Below are 17,224 nucleotides of genomic sequence, written 5' to 3' on the forward strand. Positions count from 1 at the left end.
GATGATTGAACACTTTTTTCAATGCCCGTATTGCTGGGAGCAGGTATCTGTACTTGTCGATACATCGATACCTGAACAATCTTATATAGAAGATTGCGAGGTGTGTTGTAACCCGGTCAGATTAAATGTTTCGTGTCAATATGATAAAATAATTGTTTTTGAAGCACTTAACACAGAACAATAAACAGATAACAATGCTCTTTGTATACTATTTAAAGAGATTTTATATCTTTAAAAACCAATCTTTAAGAACATTAAACTACCTCTCGATGAAAAAAAAATGGCTTTCTGAATTGCCATATGTGTTCAGCCTTTTATTAGTAACAGCAATACAAGTCGGCTGTTCTTCCTCAACACAAATAACGACCCTGAAACCGGAACCCGATCGGGCAAGCCCGCTGATTTATGAGAATTCATATTCTTTTATAAATATTCCGGTAACCATACATCTGAAAGATATAGAAAGAATAACCAATAGCTCGCTGGAAGGGCTCGTTTATGAGGATGATGATTTTGAAGATGACGATTTAAAAATGAAAGTATGGAAACAGGAAGCGATATCAATAACAAATGAAAATGGCAGATTAAAAACCGTTTTGCCTCTTAAGGCATTAGTTAAATATCGTTTTAGCGCAGATAAGTTTGGTATTCCGATAGAAGATGTCAGAGACATTCATTTAGATGGCGTGGTGACTCTTATAAGTGATGTGGGGCTTACAAACTGGCAGCTCAAGACCAATACGAGATTAAAATCGCTACAGTGGAACGAAGCGCCGACCATGAAGGTGTTGGGGCAGGCGATACCGGTTACCAGCCTGGTGAATCCTGCCGTAACTATTTTTAAATCGGTAATTGAAGAGAGTATAGATCATTCCATACAGCAATCATTGGATTTCAAACCCAATATATTAGATGCACTGGAAACTATTTGCCGTCCGTTTGAAATGAGCGAGACCTATGAAAGCTGGCTTCGTGTGGTTCCGGAAGAACTGTATACTACAGATGCAACATTGCACGAGCAGGCAATAACGTTTAAAATGGGAATGAAATGTGCCATGGAAACCATAATCGGTGAAGAACCCGAAATAAAATTTGACAGGAATAAGATTGTATTAAAGCCGGTTGTTAAAATACCCGAGACGGTAACGGCTAATATTGCTGCCATTTCTACATATAAAGATGCGTCGCGTATTATGTCGAAGAACTTTAAAGGGTATGAGTTTGGAGAAGGGAAGAAAAAAGTGACGGTACAAAATGTCGATATCTGGCAAAGAGAGAAGAAAATGATCATCGCCCTTCATGTAACAGGAAGTGTGAACGGGACTGTTTACTTAACAGGATATCCACAGTATAATGAAGTCACCAAAGAGGTGTATTTTGATAAACTCGATTATGTGTTAGATACAAAGAATGCCCTGGTAAAATCTGCACAATGGCTCGCAGGGAATTATATGCTTTTACAATTTCAGGAAAAATGCAGGTACTCCATAGAACCGAACCTGATGGAAGGCAAGAAGAATATTGAACACTATCTAGATAACTATTCACCTGTTAAAGGGGTGTATGTTAATGGGGCGGTAGAAGATATCAGCTTTAAGAAGATCCAGCTTACCAATAAAGCTTTAATCGCTTTTATTGAAGTAAAAGGAAAGGTAGCTGTTGATGTAAATGGTGTAGAATGACAATGATTTAAAAGCGGCTTGAATCTCCAGTTTTATTTTCTTAAAGCCATATTAAAACAACTGGTATGTTTTATTTGGTTTTGTTTTTGTCGATTGATACTTTCGAAATGTTTTTTATAGGTTAAATACTGAAAGTATGATAAAAAGAAAAGGAGTTTTAAGGCTGGTCCTTGTTTGTTCGCTTTGTATAGTATATGGAGTGTTAATGTCTTTTGTGAATGATGAAAGTTCCATCGGAAAAGGAAAAAATGCCGAGCTTCAAAAAAAACTATACTGGTCAGGGCAACACAAATTATCTTTATGGTATAATTTAATGTCTCACAAAGGAGCCGGTTTTTTTGAGGTCAGAGATCAGTTTTCAGCCTATTTTTCGAAAAACCCCTACATAAAGACTTCCGAAGTAAAGCAATACAAAAAGTACATGGCGGCATATTATCCGAATATAGATGCTGCCGGAAATTTTATTGTACCGATAGAAAATGGAGAGGTAAACAGAAAAAAGCCTAAAGCCGGAAATGATTGGAGGCAATTGTTTCTAAAGTGGAATTCAAAGCAGGATAATGCAGGTGTAGGGGTATTGCGCTCCATTCGTATAAAACCGGACGAGCCGGAAACTGTTCTGGCGGGAGCTGCAACAGCAGGTATATGGAAAACGAGGAATTCGGGAGAAGACTGGATGCTGGTGTCAGGGGCTGTTCCGGAAGTTGAATGGGTGAATGAGATCATTTATAGTCGTAAAGATCCCAAAGTAGTCTACGCTGCAACAAATATCGGTGTTGTAAAATCTGTAAATGCAGGAGATGACTGGAGTTATACAAGTTTAAAAAAGACTTTCCCCGATAAGTTTGGAAGCCTGTTGTGGATAGATGTGCCCTCAATAAGTAGTGACATTATTTATGCTACTGCAGAAGAAAAAGGAGTGTATACGCTGTATCAGTCGGAAGATGGAGGAAATTCATGGGTAGAAAATTATCAAACTGACAATAAGATATGGGATATGAAGGTAAAGCCCGACGATCCTGCCGTGGTTTATATCCTGGAAGAATCAGAGAAAACCAAATGGATCAACTTTAAAAGATCAGAAACGAAAGGGAAGAGCTTTAATCTGGTAAGTAAGGGCTTCCCTGTTGACCACGGCTCAAAAGCACATAGAGCACGTTTGGCTACAACTCCGGCCAATAATAATGTAGTTTATATAGCTATTGGTTTTAACGGAGGTGGCAAGAACGACATGATCTCATTTTTTAAGTCTTCGGATGCCGGTAAAAGTTTCGAAAAGACATGCTGCGGAGACCGTGAAGAACCACTGGAAAATGCAATGGGACTTACTGATTTTCTGTATGATACATGTCACCTGGCTCAATTAACCTGGAATTTTGCGTTTACAGTTTCAGAAACAGATGAAAATGTATTGGCTTGTGCAGCAAACAAATTGAAAGTAAGTACTGATGGAGGAAAAACATGGCATTTTGATCTTAGCGGTGAAGTTATCAAAGGCAGGGAGTATGATAAATATCCAACCAACAATGTGCATACGGGAGTGCACGGAGATCACCACGGGCTTTCCATAGTAGGAGATCATATTTGGAACGGTAATGACGGAGGAGCTTATTATTCTTCTGATGGCGGAAAAACCTTGGTGAAAGACAAAACAGATGGTTTGGGGATTCAGGAATTATGGGGATTTGGACAGTCGTTTAAAAATGATATTATGGCTGTTGGTTTAAATCATAACCGGATATGCTTTAGGGATGATGATGTGTACGGAGGCTGGATTGGTGTAAACGGAGCCGATGCAATGGCGGCAAATGTAAATCCGATAGACGATCAGTATATGTATACTCACCCGTGGGGGCACCAAAGGGTGAAACGCTCACTTGAGGGAGTTAATGGGCATCAGTTTCAGGATTTAGGAATAGAGTTGGGGTATATAACTCTTGATAACCTTGAGTTTCATCCTCATAAATACTATACTATTTACGGTAGCGATTATGGGGATAGAAATAAAACCTATTTGTTAAAGAAAACGGTCGATAATGCGAAATCGTGGCAGACCATAAATTCATTTACAGCAGAAAAGAAAAATGCTGTTTCGGTTAAGGCCAGCTTTGCCAATGCAGATTATGTTTATGCAGTAGTAGAACCTAACAAGGTTATAAAATCTATAGACGAGGGTGAGACATGGGAGGAGATGAGTCCCCCAAGGAGTTTGGTGAAAGACTATGCATTATGGCGTCTTGCCGTCAGTGATCAAAACCCCGAACATATATGGGTTACCGTAAAAGGGAATCAGGACCAGGTAAAAGTGATTGGTTCGATAGACGGGGGAGTGAATTGGTTTGATTATTCCGAGGGATTGCCTCCTTATGCTATTTATTCTATGATCTATCAGAGAGGGAGTGATGATATTATGTATGTGGGAACCCGACTGGGAGTGTATTACAGAAAAAAAGGCATGAAGCAATGGGAGTTATTCGGAAAAGGAATGCAAGCAGCAAACACCAGCTTTATGTTTATTAATTACGCGAAAGGAAAGTTACGAGTGGGTACATCAAGAGGATTGTGGGAGAATGATCTTCTCGAATTAACGGCTCCTAAGGCAAACATCACTACAGACAAAACAGAAGTTTCTAAAGACGATCCATTTGTCAGGTTTGCTGACTATTCTGTAGTAGATCAGGATGCAGAATATCAATGGGAATTTCCGGGAGGAACTCCTTCAAGTTCAACAGAAGAAAGGCCTGTTGTGTCATATGAGAATGCTTCCGGAGGAAAATACGATGTGATCCTGACGGTTAAAGACAAGCGGGGTAGGAGTACGCAAACCTTAAAGGGATTTATTTCATGTAAGATAGATTAGGCTGAAGAGGAAGCTTACTCAAACGATAAAAGAAAGAAGGTGTCTGAAAAGAGGTGAAAGTTGTCAGTTCGAGCATTACTGAAATGAAAACATATCTTCATTGAAAGTGCGTAGCGTGGCCGGCGGGAACGAATCGGAATTGATTATCAGTAGCTTCCGACTGCGCTCAACCTGATATTCAAAAATCAAAAAGACTTTTTAGCCCCCTTTTTTTTATTTTAACAGACCTTCTTTACGCGATAGTCGGGATTTATCCCGTAAAGCTATCTGGAGCTCCGGGGCTTGCTCCGAGGAAGTTTACGAGGTAATATCCGTTATATGTTTAGCTGGGTTTTCTTGTAAACCCTGATGATTCATGTTAAAATTTTCAACTTAGGTAGATGCGTTGATACCGGGCCGTATACAGGTAACAAATATCAAATCTTTATGCGCGTTTATTAGTTTGCCCGCGGCCGGTTATGATAAGACTTTACTTTTACACAAAAATAAAGTATTATATCATGAATGAATCAACATCTTTTGATGAAATATATAACTCCCTGAAGAAATCTGAGCTCATACAAGAAGATAAGTTTATCCGGTTATACGATGCACTTCGCGATGAAACAGAAATAGGGAAAGGAGAGCCTAAAGTATACACTCAGGGACAATTTGCAGGGAAAATTCAAAACCTTATTTACGGTTTGCCTCAATACGATCAGGTGTTATTGAAACTTTTGGAGAAAGATGATGGTATAGCGTTGGTAAAGGAAAGTTTGATAAGATATATTCAAACCCATTACGGCCCGGATAATATCCATGAAATTAAAGTTGATTTAACTGATAAAGTGTCTTTAGGAGCTGCCCTCGATAAAATGTACCTGAATATTTCTGACAGGGAAAGGTTGCAGCAGATGTTCAATTACCCAAAAGATTTTTCATATGCGTTTCTTTTAAAAGAACCCGAAGAAGGGTATGTCAGATACGTCGATGAATTTGATGTTGAAGTGCGTTTTTTTGATGCATGTCTGGGGTTTCCGGAATTAAAAGAAAAGGTGCTGAAGTATATAAAAATGATAAATGCATTTCATTATACTTTGGGGAGTGAGGGCGATATCAGGAATAATAAACAGAATGTGATTTTTGAGGCACCAATGCATGCTTTATTAAAACAAAGTTCTGAATATATTCCTTTGATGGTTGAATGTTTTGGATTGTTTGACAGGTGGCATGATGTGTCGGCATTGGAGTTAATTCCGTTTGTGTTTAACAGGTATGCCGGAGAACCGGAGATGATCTATCTGTACGCTGCGGTTTATAGCAGGGCTTGTGCAGATTATGACTATTTCGATATGTTTGAAGAAGAGCTTTGTAAAAAACTTGCTGAAAAATCTTTTCGTGATAAATATATCAGGTTATTAGCCGAAGATCATCTGGCATCCTCAATAGCTATGAATTTTGAATGTCGCGATCTCAGAGGGTACGATCTCGAAGATGAAATTGGAGACCGGACATGGGAGGATTACCTGGATGAGTCTGCCATTGGTGATTTTTTAAAAGAGATCTGCGATAAAGAAGAATATGAAGAACTTACCGATTCTTTCAACCAGACGATACAAGATCTGATACATAATCCCGCATTGGCAGATCATTCACTGTATCCGCCTTCATACGAAGAAATTACCGGGCTGAAACTTAATAGAGTAGGAGGTGTTGAGAAAGATCAAACGCCCCATGCTTCTGTAATATATGATGTTGCGGGAGCCGATTTTATCAGGTTTGAACAGAAGGATTATCTGATTCTGGCCGATGAAGGACTTGTAAGAATAGTAGATTTTGATACGAAAAAACAGATCACGGTCAGGAACCTGCTCCATGAGACCGCAGAAGTGAGTTCAATGCACACCACACATGATATTAAACCCCACAGCCCTGTGCATTTTATTACCGATACAGACGATATTATACAAGGGTGGCATTTGAGTTCAGGCCTGGACTGTTTTAAGATAAAAGCTCCCTCAAAAGGAATATTTTTAAGTGGCGACGGAACAAGGCTCGTAATGATTCTAAGGAAGAAAGGCGATGACTTTGAACCAGACCATGATTATAGCGGGGTTAAGATCGATGTAGATTTATCCAAAGAAGAAAGAAATCAGGTTGTCTGTTTCGATTTAAAAACGATGACGGAGGTAAGTCGCTGGAAGTATAAGAAGAAGTATTCAGATCCTGTATTTACTAAAGACGGAAAATACTTTATGGTATTGAAGGATAGTAAATTGTTGATTTTTGATGTGGATACCGGCGAGCTGATTAAAAAAACAGGGAAATTGGGTGATTATGGTATTTGCCTGGAACTTGCGGCCAGTAGCGACTCGCAGAAGGCGATAGTAGATAATTATGTGTATTCCCTGCCTGATGCAGAATTTGTTAATAAGATCAATAATTTCACCTACGGAAAAATATACGTTTCCAGAGGAGATATTGTGGTGAGGTGTGGAGATGATGCGTTCACAGAAGGGATGTTCTGTTTTTCTGATGTAAACACAGGTGAGGAATTGGGGCGTATTGTAGTTGATAAAAACACGTATACCCCTCATACGGTTTTTTTCAGTCCATGTGGGCGATATTTTTTAGCAGATACGAATGACGAATTGAAAGTTTGGGATATTAGGGCTTTGTTTTCGGGGGCAGAACAAGAGGAGTTTGAATTCGAATTTCCTTCTGTACCGATTGTAAGTTTTGTTGGCGGACGAGTCATATCATCTTCAACTGCTAAGTCCAATTACATAAATGAAAATTGTACTCCGAAGATCCTTCATTATGAAACAGGCAGGTTTCGCACTGAAACCTCCGCAGAGAGTTTTTGTGAAAGTGAAGAACTTAATAACCCAGAATTAATTGATCCCGAAAGCGCATTTATTCCTGAAGACGGAGATGTTATCGGGGTGCGGTTTACACCGGAAGCATTGGGTAGGCAACGTATTTTTGCTTTCAATGTTAAAGTGACTTTTCCCGAGACAACATGTTCCGAAACCGGAGACCGTATAACTTCTAGAGAATGGTTGCAGGAAGCAGAGGCCGATTGTAATTTCTTTGCCGGATATCAATTGAGTAGTGAAGACGCTTTAAACACAGGAACCTGGTCGATAGAAATATCGACTATTGAAGGGGAGCATTTCCTTCTAAGAAAATTATTTTATCTCAATAAGCCATTCAAAGCGGTTGATTACCAGGTTAAAAAGAAATTTTTCGGTTTATATGCAGATGAGAGCGGTGCAGCTTCCCCTGTTTCAGAAACAGCAAGAATTATAGGGAAACCCGGTATTTCATTTGGACTGCAATTTGCATTTAATTGTCCGGATTGTGAAGATAAATATTCATTTATGGGGGAGATCGATCACCCTGAAAAGGAAGATTCGGTTACAGGAATGATGACTACTAAAAGTACCAGGAAAATAGCTTTGTTTAACGGACAATCATTTGGCTATTTCCATCGATTTATTTCTGAAGAAAGTGTGGTTGCGGGTGAATGGACGTTCAGGATTAAAGATATGGAGCAGGACAGGGTGTTACTTGAAGAGACGTTAGAAATATTATCGGCAGCTGAAGTTGAAGAACCCGAATTTAAGTTGTTGGATAAAGGAGTCTATTTGCCGTCAGGGCCGGTCGGATTGTACGACAATTATCCGGAACCGGGGTCATTGACCCGTCAGGGAGATCCTGATCCCATCGCCCTGGAGAAGAATTCGGTTTTCGGTTTCTGTTATCGCTTTACAAACTTAATAACGCCAAAAATGCTGGCAGTTAAGATATATCACCCTTTAGTGAAATCAATGTTTGGTGAAGAGACAGCGGAAGAGTTCTTGTTTAAAGTGCCTGATGATTCGCCGCAATTTATCGGATGGGTTATTGATATGAATAAATACATTCTAGAAGGAGAGTGGAAGATCAGGGTATGGGAGAATGAAATAGATGAGACTCAAAAGCCGATCTATGAAACAAAGTTTAACACCATAAAAGGATAAGAATTTATAAGTATGAATGTTTTAAATATACAATCAGACCTGACGTCAATAACAGCAATAGGGGAGACTCTTTCGGGGTTGCTTGATAATGAATTTGGCTCTTATGAAAAAATGCATCGTTTAGCGAAAGAAAAACATAAGTCTCAAAAAATACATTTAGCTTTCGGTTCAATGAAAGGAGATGTGTTTGTGCCATTCTCTGCACATAATGAGTTACAAGACTCTATAAGCGGGGTATTGAAACGTATGCCTGAAAGGTATCGGACATCAATAGATGTTAACACATGGTCTGAAATAGTTTTTTTTGAAAAGGCTTGTGGTGAACCAGCGTTGAAATCAATAGTCCGGAAATGGATTAACCGTATTTCTTCATATAACTATGGGGTTTATTCGCCTACCATGCAGTTGCCCGATAAAACACCTGTTGGCTTTTGGGTTGCATTCTTTTATATGTTGAATAACGAGGAGGATGTTGAGGTGTATATCAATTACCTTAATTCTCTGAGAGTAAAAAATGAATTCAAGAGAAAATGGGGTGCTAATGATAAAATTTCCGGTTTTTTATATTATCCATCTATAGTATTATTGGGGTATGTTTATGAAAAAATTGGCTGGAATACCAATACACTTAAGTTGTTGGGAGCACAAATATCAAATTATGCATATGTAGGAATTCCGGATTTGTTCTATGATCTGTTTGATACGTGTAATCCGGCAACGTATTTAAAAGATCAGAAGAACAGGGAGTATTTTACAGCACATTATATAAAGGAGCAAAAGGCAGTTTATTACGATCAGGGGAAGGTCGGAGGAGATGATATAGTTGAAAAAATATTTCCAATGATTATAGGGTCAGAATGGTGTGGTAATGTGTCTGAGCATACTTTGCGACAATTGGGGGTTTAATATAACGGAACCGTTAGAAAAGATCTTTGAATTTTACGGGGTGTTTAAAAATAACTTTTCAGACACCCCCTTGTTTTTATGGCGGGGATTGAATCACCATATTTTTACCCTGTCCTTTGGTTCAAGGTATAGCGAATCAGTCGGCTGTACATTAAAAGCTTTATACCAGGCATCCATATTACGTACCGCACCATTTGCCCTGAATTGACCCGGGCTATGCGGATCGGTTAATGCCGCCACACGTGCATATTGATCGGTTGTTATCCAACTCCACATTTGGGCATAGGCCAGGAAAAATCTTTGGTCTCCTGTAAGTCCGTCAATAACTGGTGCTTCTCCCCCTTGTTTTTCCTTTACATATGTCTTGTAAGCGCTGTAAGCTAAGGCCAGACCGCCAACATCACCTATATTCTCACCTAAAGTTAAGTTTCCGTTTAGAAAAACTCCGGGAGCCGCCTCGTATTGGTTATACTGCGCTACCAACATACCGGCTCGTTTCTCAAACTCCTTTCTCGAAGATTCAGACCACCAGTTTCTCAATAGTCCATCGGCATCAGATTTGCTTCCTTGATCATCAAAGGCATGGCCGACTTCATGCCCTACGGCTGCAAGAATGCCTCCGAAATTGGTTGCAGCATCTACTTCGGGATCAAATACCGGTTGTCTTAAAATCCCTATAGGTATTACTACGTCGTTCATTTCGGCCTGGTAATAAGCATTAACTACTTGTTCTTCTCTTAACCACTCCCATTCCCGTTTGGGTTCATCAAGTCGCTTCAAATCATCATTAGCCCCCCAGAGTTTTACCTTTCTGAGATTCCCGATTAAATCATCAGCCTTAAAAACAAGCGCAGATTGGTCAATAAGCTTTCCGGGTTTGCCAACCTTCCAATGGATATTTTTAAACTTTTTTAGAGCTTCTTGTTTAGTAGATTCGTCCATCCAGTCATTGGTTTCCAGTCTTTTTAAGATGGCTTTTTTCATGTATCCTACCAATTCATTTGCTTTCTCCCCGATTTCTGGGGTTAAATATTTATCAGAATACAATGTTCCCAATTGCCAATTTAAGACCTGATTGGAAACGCTTTGAGCCTTATCCTCTAATGGACGGTCTTCAGGAATTCCTGACAGGGTCTTGCTGAAAAAATCGAAATTAGCTTTTTCTATGTCAGTAGATAAAAGTGTTGCTGCCCCATGAATTAGATAATAAGCCAAAAGTGTCTTAAGGTCTTCAAGAGGGGTTTTACTATAGATTTCTGCCACTGATTTAACAGCTGTATCTGTCTGTAGAACCACCTCTTTCAGATTATTCAGGTTTTTAGCCTTTAAATAAGCCTCCCAATCAAAACCAGGAGAATACTTTTTGAGTTCATCCACGGTCAATAAATGATACATTTTATTCTTATCTCTCCTTTCCGTTTTTGTCCAAAGGTATTTTGCTATTTCTGTCTCTAAATCTAAAATGGTTTTGGCGCGTTCTTTAGGATGGTCAACACCGGCCAATGTAAATATCTTTTGTATGTAATCCTGGTAGGCTTTACGAACTGCGGGATATGGCGGTGTATCTTGTAAATAATATTCGAGACTTTTAATTCCTAAATCACGTTGAGAGATGTAATACACATATCGAGTTGTGTTTTTCGAATCCAGAAAAACGTCATCCCCAAAAAGGGAAGGAACCGTTATATATCCCATTAGTCTTGCCAGGTGCGATCGGGATTTAACAGCGAAAATCGAATCCAGCTCTTTTTGAAGTGGTTTTGCCCCTAATTGATTTCTGGTCACAGTATCTATGTAACTTTCATAAAAAGCTTTTATCTGTCCTTTAGGGGAGTTTTCAGGATAATCCCCTCCGTTGACAACATCTTTTAAAATTTGCCCTATTTGGTCTTCCGCTTCAAAAGTTGCCTTTATCATGGTGCCGTTAAAAGGTGTGCCTGGGTACATCTCCGCAGTTTTATACCATTTACCATTGGCGAAACCGGAAAAATCATTTCCCGGGGCAATAGTACTATCGATATAGTTTAAGGACAAACCGGAAATTAAAGCAGATTCCGTTTTCTGCTGTTCTTTAACTTCATTCTTGCAACTCAGAAAAAGAGAGAGCACTCCTAGAGTCAATAATAAACCTTTCATAGAATTTAATTTTAATGGTTAAAAAAAATAAAAGAGTTGGGAGAGTTGGCGTTCCGGTTCAGGAAACGAATTAATAATTAGGTGAGCTCCGATAAAATTAAGGGAAGTAATTTTAAAACCTTTTCAGTGGTATTGAAAATGAATGCCAAAGTTAAGAAAAAAACGGCTGTTATTTTTAAAAAAGAACCACTTTCACAATGCTTTTTATAAGGTAACATAAACTGTATTAATGAGTTATCGTAGTTCGTTGGTGTTTGAAGAGAAGCTCCTTTGCATAAACACAACTATTGGGAATGATCCGAATTTTGAGATACTTGTAAACCCTAATTTACCCCATAAAAAAAGAGAACCATTTTCATGATTCTCTTGTCTTTGTAGCGGGAACAGGACTCGAACCTGTGACCTTCGGGTTATGAGCCCGACGAGCTACCTACTGCTCTATCCCGCGATCTTGCGAGTGCAAATATACGACGAATTTAAAGTTTACCAAATAAATTTTAAATTATTTTAGATGATCGTATGCAAGATTCTGTATACGAATATGTTGTAAAAATAAATTCTATATCTTCACGCATCTGTAAAATACAAATTTAGGATGACAATGCCAAGCTATTTATGAAAGCTGTAACAGATTTTATCGGGGAAATAACCGGAATTACAGAATGGATCATGCTGGTGCTTACCATAGGCGGCGGTTGTTTCCTTGTATTCTACTCAGGATTTAAACCGTATTTACATATGAAGCACGCCATAGATGTAGTGAGGGGGAAATACGATTGCGATTCGGACAGTGGGCAGGTGAGTCATTTTCAGGCCCTGTCCTCGGTAGTGGCCTCAACTGTCGGGCTCGGTAATATTTCGGGAGTAGCCATTGCCATTTACTCCGGTGGTCCCGGAGTGGTATTCTGGATGTGGCTTACAGCTATCATAGGAGCGGCTATAAAATTTTATTCGTGTGGACTGGCTATTTTATTCAGAGAGAAAGATGATGCAGGAAATGTACTTGGCGGACCGATGTATTATATGAAAATAGGATTAAAGCAATATGGTAAACCCCTGGCTGTTTTCTTTTCTGTTGCCGGACTGGTAGGAGTTTTGCCTGCTTTTACTGCCAATCAGCTTACCCAAAGTGTTATACAAGTAGTAAAACCGGAACAGTATTTTAACCTGGGAGAATTTTACTGGAAGTTAGTAATAGGTGTTTTACTGACCATAATCACTATTTTAGTAATTTATGGAGGATTAAGATCAATAGTTAAGGCAGCCACAACCATAGTCCCGTTTATGGTGGTGCTCTATATGCTGACGGCTATCTATATATTAACGACTTATTCGGAAGCTATTTTGCCTTCCTTTAAACTGATTTTTGCAGAAGCCTTTAATCTCAAAACCGCTACTCAGGGAGGTTTATGGGGGCTTATATTGTTAGGCATCAGGAGAGCTGTATTTTCGAATGAGTCGGGAGTAGGTAATGCCCCTATGTATCATGGGCAATCGAAAACCAATCAACCTGTACATGAAGGACTGGTGGCGATGCTGGGACCTTTTATAGATACGCTCATTGTCTGTACCATAACAGCTGTCATCATTATAATAAGCGGGGTCTATATCAATGCAGAAGATAGCGGTATAGTTATTACACTTCAGGCCTTTGAAAAATTGTTACATGGATTTGGGGATGAATTGTTAATGCTTATGATTATATGTTTTGGGATATCAACCCTCTTTACCTATTCCTATTACGGAACCAAATGCCTGAATTATCTTGCAGGACCAAAAATAGGAAAGTATTATAATGCGGTTTATATTATCAGCATTATCTTTGCAGCGGTAGCATCGGTAGATTTGGTGGTGGGACTTATAGATCTTGCATTTGCATTGATGAGCATCCCGAATATGATAGCCGTATTATGGTTGGCACCAAAAATGAATCTGGTAATGAATAGCTACTTTAATCAGTTAAAAGAAAAGTATGAGTGATCATAAAGCAGGTTTCGTAAATATAATCGGAAATCCGAATGTAGGGAAATCAACATTGATGAATGCCTTTGTCGGAGAAAAACTTTCGATTATAACATCCAAAGCACAAACCACACGCCATAGGATATTAGGGATTGTAAACGGAGAAAATTTCCAGGTGATATTATCCGATACCCCGGGTATTATAAAGCCGTCATACCAGTTGCAGGAATCGATGATGGATTTTGTAAAATCGGCCTTCGAAGATGCAGACCTGTTGATATATATGGTAGAAATCGGCGAAAAAGAATTAAAAGATGAAGCCTTTTTCAGACGGCTGCAAAACTCAGAGATTCCGGTATTATTGCTTTTGAATAAGATTGACAAGTCGAGCCAGGAACAATTGGAAGAACAAGTAGCCTATTGGACAACGAAATTACCAGGGGCTGAGATATATCCGATATCAGCCTTAACGAATTTTAATGTGCCTGAAGTATTTGGGCGAATTGTAGAACTACTGCCCGATTCACCACCGTTCTATGCTAAAGATCAATTAACAGACAAGCCGGAGCGATTTTTTGTCAATGAGACCATTCGGGAAAAAATATTGTTGAATTATAAAAAAGAAATCCCCTATGCTGTAGAGGTAGAAACAGAGGAATTTCTAGAAGACGACACTATTATCCGGATACGCTCTGTAATCATGGTGGAACGGGATACACAAAAAGGGATCATCATCGGACATAAAGGAGCAGCACTGAAGAAAGTCGGGATGCAGTCCAGAGAGGATCTTGAAAAATTCTTTGGTAAACAGGTACATCTGGAGCTGTTTGTTAAAGTGAATAAGAACTGGAGAAGTAATTCCAACCAGTTAAGAAGGTTTGGATACAACCAAAAGTAAAGAGACCGTCTAAAAGATGTCAAAAGTGTCGTTCTGAATTTATATCAGGATCTCATCACGTTGATTCACAAAACGTTGTGAGAATCTGGAAAGAGTTCAGGTTGACAAAAACAGTCTTTTTAGACACCCTCTTTTACTTGATAATCGAGATTTAATCCCGATACTGTCGGGAATACGGGGTCATGTCCTGGTGAAATACTCCTGACGGAATTTCACGGGGCTAGCGGCGACATGTTATGCTTATGGGCGAGCTGGCTCCATCGCCAAAAAAGTACGCTGTGCTGATCTGCCTTTTTTACGCTCGACCCCTCTCCCGGAGCTTGCTCCGAGGTAGTTTACTCTTCAAAAGCCTTGTACTTGAATTTTTGACCCCCAACAGATGCTTCAGCCATTAATCCACCCTTTGTATGAGTAAATACAGCTACACCTTCTGAATATTTGGCATCGACAGATTCGCCCGAATGTATCGCCGTGGCAGAAGCACCGGCATCGAACTTGAATTTCCCTTTTTTAAACTGATCCAGCTCATTTTGGGTCTCAAAAAAGATGACCTCTATAATGGCTTGTCCTCCGGCTTGCAGCCCAACATTGAGTTTCTTTAAACCTGCCATTCCGATTATTTTCCCCTTTTCGTAAACGACCCCGTTGCCAGAAGCGCCTCCGATAATAAATCCACCTTTACCCACATTCGGAAAAATTACATATCCGGCAGAATTGGTAAAAAACTTTTTAAGTTCGGGGTTGGCATCTAATAAGGTGGTTTTTGCCGTTTTGGCATCATCAATTATTTTTTGGTCTTTGTCGTTTTGTGCCGTAACAGCACATGTGAATAACCCGATGGTAAACACTAAAAGGATTTTTTTAAATGTTATCATGATGTTGTTTTTTGTTGGTTAATAAGGCTATTAAAGTTCTGAATAAAAAATGACATAATGTGTTAATTATTAGTTATTTACTGTTTGTAACCGAAAATTTATCCGAAAAACAAAAGGAAATGTTCCTCAAAAGAATTTTATAGAATGTCGATAACTTACGATACATGTTATTAACTTAATAATCTAAACCTTACCTTTGCAACCTAATTTTTTGTTTATGAGCGGTATTGTAGCCATAGTAGGAAGACCCAATGTAGGGAAATCGACCCTGTTTAATAGATTGATTCAAAGAAGAGAAGCGATTGTGGATTCAGTTAGCGGAGTAACCCGCGATCGCCATTACGGAAAAGCTGATTGGAATGGGAGAGAGTTTTCACTCATTGATACCGGTGGTTATGTTGTAGGAAGTGATGATATCTTCGAACAGGAAATAGATAAACAGGTAGAATTGGCTATAGATGAAGCCGATGTGCTGATCTTTGTAGTTGATGTTGAAGTTGGCATTACCGGGATGGATGAAGACGTAGCGAAGCTATTAAGACAATCTCAGAAACCGGTTTTTGTCGCTGTTAATAAAGTGGATGATGCAACCAGGGAAGCGAATGCTGTTGAGTTCTATGGGTTGGGACTGGGAGATTATTACACGATATCGAGTATTAACGGTAGCGGTAGCGGGGAATTGCTCGATGCGGTGGTAGAAGCACTTCCTGAATATGAGGAAGCGACAGATGAAGAACTACCTCGTTTTGCAGTAGTAGGTAGGCCAAATGCAGGAAAATCTTCTTTTATCAATGCACTGATAGGAGAAGACCGGTATATAGTTACCGACATTGCAGGAACCACACGTGATAGTATAGATACGCGCTATAATAGATTTGGGTTTGAATTCAATCTGGTTGATACCGCGGGTATCAGAAGAAAGGCGAAAGTAAAAGAAGACCTTGAGTTTTATTCTGTGATGCGTTCTGTACGGGCTATAGAGCATTCTGACGTTTGTCTGCTGGTACTGGATGCCACGAGAGGGTTCGAAGGACAGGACTCCAATATATTCTGGTTAGCCGAAAGAAACAAAAAAGGAATCGTTATCCTTATAAATAAATGGGATCTTGTAGAAAAAGAAACCAATACCGTTAGGGATTTTGAAAGAAAGATAAGAAAAGAGATAGAACCCTTTACAGATGTTCCTATCATATTTATGTCGGCCCTTACCAAACAACGTATCTACAAAGCTATAGAAACGGCTGTAGAGGTGTACAAGAGCAGAAGCAAAAAGATTTCCACTTCAAAATTGAACAATACCATGCTTCCTTTAATTGAAAAAACGCCACCGCCGGCCGCCAAAGGAAAGTATGTAAAAATCAAGTACTGTACACAATTGCCTACACCAACACCACAGTTTGCCTTTTTTGCAAACCTTCCCCAGTATATAAAAGATCCGTACAGAAGGTTTGTAGAAAATAAACTAAGAGAAAATTTTGACTTTAACGGTGTGCCAATTCAGGTGTATTTCAGGAAAAAATAACTGTACGAAATTAATTTTTTAACATCTTCTTGGTTTTTTGGTTGAACTGAAATCTTACTCTTGTTGAGAGTTCAATCAAAAAAAGACAGGATTACGTTATGACTTCTTTTTGCAGGAGGGGTGACTTTATACACAAGATTCCGCCATAACCGGAACCGTTGAGGGTAAAAGTCGTTGCACGGTTTAAACCGGATGTGTTGAAGGCCGCATGCCTACCTTATATGCGACCGGAACAAAAAGATGATTTCCAGGGTATAGTTTTGCAATGGTATTTTATGCTGAGCATTTCGATGTATTCAGGTATTATCGGGAGGGGGAAATCTCAATTGTTGAGAAAAAAAAGGAAATATGCTTCGATTGGTTGCTTTTTGTCTCTTTT

General features: G+C 39.2%; 10 protein-coding genes and 1 tRNA gene. 8 read left to right on the forward strand and 3 right to left on the reverse strand.

Annotated features, from left to right (window positions below):
* Position 1: 1 nt before the first annotated feature.
* The 5 genes from MQE36_RS07590 (at position 2) to MQE36_RS07610 (ending at position 9,452) form a co-directional block, all read left to right on the forward strand.
* The gene (locus tag MQE36_RS07590) at positions 2-184 is read left to right on the forward strand and encodes a CPXCG motif-containing cysteine-rich protein (protein WP_242938563.1); all 183 of its coding nucleotides are present in this window, start codon (positions 2-4) and stop codon (positions 182-184) included.
* 85 nt (positions 185-269) lie between these two features.
* On the forward strand, positions 270-1,682 hold the full coding sequence (locus MQE36_RS07595) for a DUF4403 family protein (protein ID WP_242938564.1): 1,413 nt from the start codon (positions 270-272) through the stop codon (positions 1,680-1,682).
* 136 nt (positions 1,683-1,818) lie between these two features.
* On the forward strand, positions 1,819-4,542 hold the full coding sequence (locus tag MQE36_RS07600; RefSeq protein ID WP_242938565.1) for a PKD domain-containing protein: 2,724 nt from the start codon (positions 1,819-1,821) through the stop codon (positions 4,540-4,542).
* A gap of 500 nt (positions 4,543-5,042) precedes the next feature.
* Positions 5,043-8,546, forward strand: a complete 3,504-nt coding sequence (locus MQE36_RS07605) for a DUF3859 domain-containing protein (RefSeq protein ID WP_242938566.1) — start codon at positions 5,043-5,045, stop codon at positions 8,544-8,546.
* A 12-nt stretch (positions 8,547-8,558) separates the two neighbouring features.
* On the forward strand, positions 8,559-9,452 hold the full coding sequence (locus tag MQE36_RS07610) for a hypothetical protein (RefSeq protein ID WP_242938567.1): 894 nt from the start codon (positions 8,559-8,561) through the stop codon (positions 9,450-9,452).
* A 93-nt stretch (positions 9,453-9,545) separates the two neighbouring features.
* On the opposite strand, the gene MQE36_RS07615 is transcribed toward MQE36_RS07610, so the two are convergent.
* Complete coding sequence (locus tag MQE36_RS07615; protein WP_242938568.1) at positions 9,546-11,588, reverse strand: M13 family metallopeptidase; 2,043 nt, start codon at positions 11,586-11,588, stop codon at positions 9,546-9,548.
* Positions 11,589-11,963: 375 nt separating this feature from the next.
* Positions 11,964-12,036 (reverse strand) — tRNA-Met (locus tag MQE36_RS07620).
* Between the two features lie 167 nt (positions 12,037-12,203).
* On the opposite strand from MQE36_RS07620, the gene MQE36_RS07625 reads away from it, so the two are divergent.
* Entirely contained in the window at positions 12,204-13,568 is a 1,365-nt protein-coding gene (locus MQE36_RS07625) for an alanine/glycine:cation symporter family protein (protein WP_242938569.1), read from the forward strand.
* Positions 13,561-14,448 carry a GTPase Era gene (gene era / locus MQE36_RS07630; RefSeq protein ID WP_242938570.1) on the forward strand — a complete coding sequence of 296 codons (888 nt, stop codon included), beginning with the start codon at positions 13,561-13,563 and terminating at the stop codon, positions 14,446-14,448. Before MQE36_RS07625 ends, era begins: the two co-directional genes overlap by 8 nt.
* Positions 14,449-14,783: 335 nt before the next feature.
* Here era and MQE36_RS07635 read toward each other — a convergent pair whose 3' ends face one another.
* A complete protein-coding gene (locus MQE36_RS07635; RefSeq protein ID WP_242938571.1) occupies positions 14,784-15,323 on the reverse strand; it encodes a lipid-binding SYLF domain-containing protein in 540 nt (179 codons plus the stop codon).
* A gap of 217 nt (positions 15,324-15,540) precedes the next feature.
* Here MQE36_RS07635 and der point away from each other — a divergent pair, with 217 nt between their 5' ends.
* Positions 15,541-16,845, forward strand: coding sequence for a ribosome biogenesis GTPase Der (gene der / locus MQE36_RS07640; protein WP_242938572.1), 1,305 nt, complete (start codon positions 15,541-15,543; stop codon positions 16,843-16,845).
* Positions 16,846-17,224: the final 379 nt, after the last annotated feature.

Source organism: Zhouia spongiae (assembly GCF_022760175.1).
In the GTDB taxonomy this organism is placed as follows: Bacteria; Bacteroidota; Bacteroidia; order Flavobacteriales; family Flavobacteriaceae; genus Zhouia; species Zhouia spongiae.